This is a genomic window from Streptomyces mesophilus (assembly GCF_011044995.1).
In the GTDB taxonomy this organism is placed as follows: domain Bacteria; phylum Actinomycetota; class Actinomycetes; order Streptomycetales; family Streptomycetaceae; genus Streptomyces; species Streptomyces mesophilus.
Genome location: NZ_JAAKZW010000330.1, coordinates 1 through 6909, shown reverse-complemented (window position 1 = coordinate 6909; position 6909 = coordinate 1). Strand labels below are relative to the sequence as shown.

Genomic DNA, 6909 nt, shown 5'->3' with positions numbered 1-6909 from the left:
CCCCCCGGCGATCGCTCAGCCGACGAGCGCCCGCGCGCCCGCGCACCCGCTCAGCCGACGAGCGCCCGCGCCCCGCTCAGCCGACGAGCGCCCGCGCCCCGCTCAGCCGACGAGCGGCCGCACCTCCTGCGCCACGAACCGTACGAACCCCACCGGATCCGTCTCGTCAGCCGTCGGCTGCAGCACCACCGAGTCCGCGCCCGCGTCCGCGAGCTGCTCGACGGCCTTCGCGATGGTCTGCGCATCGCCCGCCGCGCCCAGACCGGGAGTCATCTCACGGCCGTCCAAGGCCAGTTCGGCACGCAACCTCCGCTCGGCGTCCGGGCCCGTGACGGCGGTCATGTACACCAGCACATGGTGGTCGTCGCTGCGGCCCGCTTCCGCGCGCCCCTCCTCGATCAGCCGCAGCCCCGCCCGCAGATCCGCGGGAGTCGTGGACGCCTCGAAGATCGTGCCGTCCGCCGCCGCACCGCTCAGCCGCACCGTACGAGGCCCTTTCGCACCGGCGAACACAGGCGTGGGCGCGGCCGGCGGCCAGTCGAGGGCCACACCGTCGAGACGTACATAACGCCCCTCGGTCGTCACCCGCTCGCCCCGCAGCAACGCCCGTGTCGCGTCGAGGTGTTCGCGCAGCAGCGTCAGCGGCGACTCGGCGCGCGCCCCCACCTGCCCCATCCAGCTCTGGACGCCATGGCCGAGACCGGGGAGGAAACGGCCGGGGAAGAGGCGGTGCAGGGTCGCCAGCTCCATCGAGGCGATCGCCGCATTGCGCAGCGGTACGGGAAGCAGGCCGATGCCGACCTTCAGCCGCTCGGTCCAGGCCAGCGCGGCCGCGGCGGACGCGATACCGCTCTCCAGGAAACAGTCCTCCCACAGCCACAGTTGGTCGAGGCCGGCGGCTTCGGCGGCCAGGGCCACCTCGCGCAGCTGCTCGGGCGGGGACTGGGGACGGAACACGGCGCCAAGGGATGTCATCGTCCCTTCCTACCCGCGCCACCGCCCCCGCGGTAAGGCTTTTCGGGCCCTGGACACCTGCACTTTCCGCGGCGGCCTTGCACTTATCCTGACCGTGATGTTCGAACCCCAAGGTCCCACGCTGCGTGAACTGGCCGTCCAGGCCCTCTCCTCCGTCGAGCACGGCTACGACCTCCTGGCGCCGAAGTTCGACCACACCCCGTTCCGCACGCCCGGCCACGTCCTCGACGCGGTCACACAAGCGCTGCACACCCTCGGACCCTTCGAGCGCGGCCTCGACCTGTGCTGCGGAACGGGCGCGGGCATCGACGTGCTGCGCGAGGTGTGCCGCGGGAGGGTGGCCGGCGTCGACTTCAGCGCCGGCATGCTCGACCGGGCCCGCCGGCAGACCCCCGAGGGTGTCGCCTGGGTGCGCGGTGACGCCCTCGCCCTGCCGTTCGGCGAGGCCTTCGATCTCCTCGTCAGCTTCGGCGCGTTCGGCCATTTCCTGCCGCGCGAACGGCCCGCGCTGTTCGCCGAGGCGTACCGGGTGCTGCGGCCCGGCGGCCGGTTCGTCTTCCCGATCGGCGCACCCCCGCCGGTCCGCTCCCGCGCGTACTGGATGCTGCTCGGCTTCGACTCGGTGATGCGGGTACGCAACGCCGTGTGGCGGCCGCCGTTCGTCATGTACTACCTCGGCTTCGGTCTGCCCGAGGCGTCCGCCGAACTGACCCGGGCCGGCTTCGAGGTGACCCTGCGCGACCTGCCGGAACTCGGCCGGCGCCCCGACGGCTCACCCCGCGCCCGCGCGGTCGTGGCCACCAAGCCGCACGCTGCGGAGACTCCGCACGCTCGGGAAACTCCGCACGCTCAGGAGAGCTGAGCCACCAACTCGCCCAGCGCCGCCCCCAGTTCCCCCAGGCCCTCGTTCGCCGGGCCACCGGGCTCGCTCATGTACAGATCACGCCGGATCTCGATCATCAACGCCTGCACCCGCTCCTCGCGCCCGTAGAACCGCAGCGGCACATACGTCCCCGCGAACGGCGAGTTCACCGCCGTACCCCCGAAGCGCGCGAAGATCTCCTCGGCGCGGGCGAGCAGCTCCGGCGGCGTGTGGAAGGCGTCCGCGCCCAGGCACACCGGCGGCCGCGGACCGTCCCCGTGCAGCTCGTAGGGGAGCGGCCGGGTCGGATACGAGTGCACGTCGATCACCACGGCCCGCCCGGCCGCGTTCAACCGCCCCTCCACGGCGTCCGTCACGGCGTCCGCGTACGGATGGAAGTACCGCTCGAGCAGCGGGCCCGGATCGAAGCCGTCCGGCCGCAGCACCTCGCGGTGCGTCGTACGCGTGTACACCGCGCCCATGCCGACCGCCGCCATCTCCTCGCGCTCGTCGGGGAAGCGCTCGGGGTCGACGACGAGCCGCGAGAGCCGGTTGACGAACCGCCACGGCGCCCGGTCCGCGCTCCGTGCCGCGTACGCGGCGATCTCCGCGGTGTGGGCGTCCGTGATGTGCCGGGCCTCGGCCGCGAGCGCCGCGTCGTCGAGCACGATGTCCCCGCGTACGGCGGCGGGAATCTCCCAGGCGCCGTGCGGCACATGCAGCAGTACGGGGGAGTCGGCGGCGCCGGCGTGCACCTCGAAGGAGCTCATCGGCTCACCCTAGACACGCCGGAGCGCGGCGCCCCGACCGGGTGCGCCGCGCTCCGAGCGCCCGGATCAGGCGTCCTCGTACACGATCCAGACCTGGCCCTGCGCGAACGGCATGGGCTTGCCGCCCTTCTGGATGAAGCTCGTGCCGCTCTTGGCGTTCGGCCGCTGCCACCACGTCTTGTACGCCTTGCCGTCCCGCAGCACCGTCGCCCAGCCCTTGCCGACGGTCTTGATGTACGGGGTGACGGCGCCGTTGACGTCGCGGTACTTCGACGGCGGCATCTGCACCTTCTGGATCACGATCGTGCGGGCGCTCATCTGCCGGCCGTCGGACAGCCGCGCGGGCGCCCCGTCGAAGGAGACGTACCAGCGCTTCTTCGCAGGCGACCAGCGGAAGGTGTGGCTGGCCGAGGCATAGCGCACCGTGCGCTGCGCCATCGGCGTGCCGCCCTTGGGCGCGGGACCGAAGCGGAAGCCGATGTCGGTCGGCTTCCAGGCACCCGGCGCGGACTTGAGGATCTTGGCCGGGTTCACGAACAGGTTGTGCGGCGCCGAACGGCCCGGGGCACGGAAGTAGGCGCGCGGCAGCGAACCGTGCGAACGCACGTAGATCGGCGAGTTCTTCAGGTACTTGTGCAGTGCGCTGCGCACCCCGGAGTACGCGAGCGCCGGCCGCCCGAACTGCTTGAGCAGCTCCACATCGGACTCGCGGGCGCTGCGCACCGGGCCGAGGCTCTTGGGGATCCGGCTGGAGTACATGCCCATCAGGCGGCTCATCCCGCCCTCGACCTTCTCGACGTAGACGAGGTCGGCCTTGTCGAGGTTGTGGTGCGGCCGGGCACGCCGTGCGTTGTCGAACTTCACGGCGAGCACCGGTCCCTGTTTGGCCATCAGACCGGTGTACGGGGAGATCTTCCATGGGCCCTGGACCTGCTGATACGCCTCAAGGGGCGAGTATTCGTCGAGCGTCGCGGACTCGGCGCCCTGCGGCGGTACGGGATCGTGGCGGTCGGCGGCCGGTGCGGCGCCGAGCGTGAGGCTGCCCGCGGCCAGCAGGGCGAGCAGCGGGACCGTGCGGCGACGGCGTCCGGTGGCGAGAGGGGACAAGCGAGGCTCCTTGGGAGGGCGCGCCCGCGGGCGCGCTGCGGCTGTGCAGGCGCAGCTTTCCTCCAGGGCACCCTGTTCGAATCAGTTCGGGCCCAGTGATCGCCTGAACGGGGACGCGTCCCCCGCCCATCCGGCAGACCGCCGGGCCCTTTGCGCCCCGGACGCCGCCCGTCAGGCCCGGTGCACCAGCCGGTCGACGGCCGGGGTCCCCGACCCGTACCGCACGGGCCGCAGCGCCTCGTACCCGTGCGGATCGGCGGCCGGCGGCTCACCCCCGTACAGGACCTGCTCGAGCCCCGCGAGCAGCCGCTGTACATCGTGCTGCGGCCGCACGATCAGGCGCAGGAAGCGGCTCGAAGAGCCGATCTTGTTGCCGCACTCGCGGATGAGCACGCCGTGCGCGGTGAGCAGTTGATCGCGCAGGGCCGCTCCGTCGACGCCCTCCGGCAGCCGTACGCAGAGGAAATTGCCCTGGGAGGGGTAGACCGTGAGCCCGGGCAGCCGGCTCAGATGCCACTGCATCTCCTGCCGGTCACGGCAGACCTGGCGCAGGCTCGTCCCGTAGGCCGAGCGGTAGCGGCCGAGCAGGAACACCACGGTCTCGGCGAAGGAGTTGAGATTCCACTTCGGCAGGGCGGCCCGCACCTTTTTGGCAAGCCCCGGGTTGGCGACGAGGTAGCCGAAGCGCACCCCGTGCAGGCCGAAGTTCTTGCCGAGGCTGCGCAGCACGATGACATTCGGCCGCAGGACCGCCTCCTGGGCGACGCTCGGTTCCGCTTCGGCGTCCGCGAACTCGAGAAAGGACTCGTCGACCACGACGAGTTCGAGGTCCTGCAGCGCGTCGAGCAGAGCGAGCACCGCACGCCGCGGGAGCAGACCGCCGTCGGGGTTGTTGGGATTGCAGACGACGGCGGTGCGTGAGCCCCGGCGCCGTACGAACTCGACGAAGGTCCCCGGATCGAGCTGGAAGCCGGCCTGCTCGGGCAGCGGATACATGTCGACGCGCTTGCCCGTCTCCATCGGCTGATCCGTCCAGCGGCCGAAGGTCGGCTTGGGTAGTACGTGAGGATCTCCCGCAGCCGCGCTCCGAGCTCGTCGAACATCTCCGGCGTAGGGAAGTACGGATTGCACGGAATGCAGAAGTCGATCACCTGGGACCCGCCGCCGACCGCCCGGTCGAGCGTCGCGTACGACGGGCTGTGCGCCGTGGCCGTACGGAACAGGGCGGTGACATTGCCGGTGTCGGGCATGAGGGCCTCCGGGAGGGGCGGTCGTGTCCGGAGATACGGGCGAGGACCGCGGAACGCTCAACGGGTGGTGTCCGAGGGGCAGTTGGGCTTCCGTCGGCCCGTGGGAGGGTGGCTCCGGTGCGTGTTCCGAAATCCCTATGTTTAGGAATATTTCGGGCATTTTTCCTAACGCGATGCCCGACCTGTACCCCGCTGACCTCCCTGCATCACGGCACCCTCATAAGTCCTCACTCGCGGTTGAACTAGATGGCCATGCCATCTACCTCCATGGCTTCGAGCATCGAGGAACACCGACCCCGAACGTGTGAAGGATCACCATGGCCATGGAGGCGAGGCATGCGGCACCGCGCGGCACGAAGGGCGCCAAGGGGCGTACGGAGCGGAGTAGCGCTCCCGATCGCCGCAGCCCGGAGGCGGCCGCGGATCGCCGCAGCCCGGAGGTGACCCCGGATCGCCGCAGCCCGGAGGTGACCCCGGATCGCCGCAGCCCCGAGATCAGCGTCACGCAGGTCTCCGGCTCGGCGCTCGGCGTGGTGTCCGGCGCCCTGCTCGCGTCCGCACTCGGCCTCTTCGGCACGCTCGCCGGCGCCGTGATCTTCAGCCTCACTGCGACCGTGGGCGGCACCGCCTTCCAGCTCGGCCTGGACCGCACCGGCCGGCGCTACCGGACCCTGCGCCGCACGCCGCCCCGCCGGGCCGCGGGGAAGTCAGCGCCTGCCGACGTGCACGACCCACACCTGACCGTCGGCGAACAGCAGCGGCTCGCCGTCGGCGTCGGTGTAGACCGTCGCTTCCTCGGCTGACTCCCGGCTCCAGCGCCCCTCGTACGCCCGCCCGCCCCGCAGGACGAGGGCGTCGCCACGGCCCACGGTCTCCGTGTACGGGGAGACGTTGCCCCACCGGTCACGGAAGCGGGAGTCCCGTATGACCCCGTACTGCACCACGACCGTCGACGGCGTCAGGTTGGAGCGCGTGCCGTCCATCGACACCCGCCACCGGTCGCGCGCCGCCGACCAGGTGAACGCGTAACGCGCCGCCGGATAACGCACGGAGTGCTCGCCGGTGGCCCGCCCGCCGGGCGGCGCCGCGCCGAACCGCAGCCCCAGGTCCGTGGGTTGCGCCTCCTTGTCGGGTGCGGGATCGAGCCGCGAGGGCCGCAGGTAGAGGTTGTGCGGGATCGGGCGCGAGGAGGAGCGGTAGTACGCCCCCGGCGCCTCGGCCGGTGAGCGCGGATACAGCTCGGCCTTGTCGAGCAGGGGCAGCAGCTTGCCCTGCGCCCCGGAGAAGGCGAGCACCGGCTTGCCGTACTGGCGCAGCAGCTCCAGATCGGTCTCGCGCGCGCTGCGCACCGGGCCGACGGCCTGCGGCAGCCGCCCGCCCGTGTACACGGCGAGCAGCCGGGTCAGCCCCGCCTCGACCCGCTCGACATGGATCACGGCGGCCTCGCGCAGTCCGGTGTGCGGCCGGGCCGGGCGCACGTTGTCGATCTTCACGGCGAGCACCGTGGGCCTGCGGACGGTACGCGGCCGGGGCTCGGGAGGAGCGGACGACTCGGGTGCGGACGTCGGCGGCTCGCGGTCGTCGGGGCCGCCGCCGCGGTCGCTCACCGTGCAGGAGGCGAGCGTGGCGGCGGCGGGCAGCGTCAGGAACAGCCGGCGCCTCATGAGGCGGGCCGTGCACGGGACTTCATAGGGATACGGGTACCCGGCCGGGGCGCCGCTCAGGCCGAACGAAGGTTCCCCTCCGCTTGTCGCCGTCCCGGCCGCCCCACGGGCCCCCTTGTCGCCACGCGCCTTGCTCAGTAGCTTGACGCTGGCGCTCGTGAGAAAGCGCTTTCCGTGGGGGCTCTCAGAGGGGAACGGCATGCCGAAGCCGGGAACACGCCAGCAGGGAACGGGCCAGCAGGGGACGGGTCGGCCGGGAATCCGCGGGCAGGGGGCGGACG

Annotated in this window: 6 protein-coding genes and 1 pseudogene; 2 read left to right on the top strand and 5 right to left on the bottom strand. The window is 72.1% G+C overall.

Annotated elements, in window-relative coordinates; all coding sequences use genetic code 11:
* Nucleotides 1-102: 102 nt before the first annotated feature.
* Nucleotides 103-975 (bottom strand): LLM class flavin-dependent oxidoreductase, encoded by an 873-nt coding sequence (locus G6045_RS38245; RefSeq protein ID WP_165336850.1) that lies wholly within the window; start codon nt 973-975, stop codon nt 103-105.
* A 97-nt stretch (nt 976-1072) separates the two neighbouring features.
* Here G6045_RS38245 and G6045_RS38240 point away from each other — a divergent pair, with 97 nt between their 5' ends.
* A complete protein-coding gene (locus G6045_RS38240; RefSeq protein WP_165336849.1) occupies nt 1073-1837 on the top strand; it encodes a class I SAM-dependent methyltransferase in 765 nt (254 codons plus the stop codon).
* Here G6045_RS38240 and G6045_RS38235 read toward each other — a convergent pair.
* From G6045_RS38235 to G6045_RS38225, 3 genes and pseudogenes are all read right to left on the bottom strand, one after another.
* Entirely contained in the window at nt 1825-2607 is a 783-nt protein-coding gene (locus tag G6045_RS38235) for an N-formylglutamate amidohydrolase (protein ID WP_165336848.1), read from the bottom strand. The two genes, G6045_RS38240 and G6045_RS38235, sit on opposite strands and share 13 nt — an antisense overlap.
* A gap of 66 nt (nt 2608-2673) precedes the next feature.
* On the bottom strand, nt 2674-3660 hold the full coding sequence (locus G6045_RS38230; protein WP_408056417.1) for a DUF3048 domain-containing protein: 987 nt from the start codon (nt 3658-3660) through the stop codon (nt 2674-2676).
* Nucleotides 3551-4964 (bottom strand): annotated as a pseudogene (locus tag G6045_RS38225) (aminotransferase class I/II-fold pyridoxal phosphate-dependent enzyme). Before G6045_RS38225 ends, G6045_RS38230 begins: the two are co-directional and overlap by 110 nt.
* A 323-nt stretch (nt 4965-5287) precedes the next feature.
* Between G6045_RS38225 and G6045_RS38220 the strand changes: the two are divergent.
* On the top strand, nt 5288-5767 hold the full coding sequence (locus G6045_RS38220; RefSeq protein WP_165336846.1) for a hypothetical protein: 480 nt from the start codon (nt 5288-5290) through the stop codon (nt 5765-5767).
* Here the strand turns inward: G6045_RS38220 and G6045_RS38215 are convergent.
* On the bottom strand, nt 5672-6628 hold the full coding sequence (locus G6045_RS38215) for a DUF3048 domain-containing protein (RefSeq protein WP_235968569.1): 957 nt from the start codon (nt 6626-6628) through the stop codon (nt 5672-5674). The two genes, G6045_RS38220 and G6045_RS38215, sit on opposite strands and share 96 nt — an antisense overlap.
* Between the last annotated feature and the right edge of the window lie 281 nt (nt 6629-6909).

Bases quoted from the DNA above. Each gene is read 5' to 3' on its own strand.
- G6045_RS38245 (WP_165336850.1), bottom strand. From the start codon at position 975: ATGACATCCCTTGGCGCCGTGTTCCGTCCCCAGTCCCCGCCCGAGCAG.
- G6045_RS38240 (WP_165336849.1), top strand. From the start codon at position 1,073: ATGTTCGAACCCCAAGGTCCCACGCTGCGTGAACTGGCCGTCCAGGCC.
- G6045_RS38235 (WP_165336848.1), bottom strand. From the start codon at position 2,607: ATGAGCTCCTTCGAGGTGCACGCCGGCGCCGCCGACTCCCCCGTACTG.
- G6045_RS38220 (WP_165336846.1), top strand. From the start codon at position 5,288: ATGGAGGCGAGGCATGCGGCACCGCGCGGCACGAAGGGCGCCAAGGGG.
- G6045_RS38215 (WP_235968569.1), bottom strand. From the start codon at position 6,628: ATGAGGCGCCGGCTGTTCCTGACGCTGCCCGCCGCCGCCACGCTCGCC.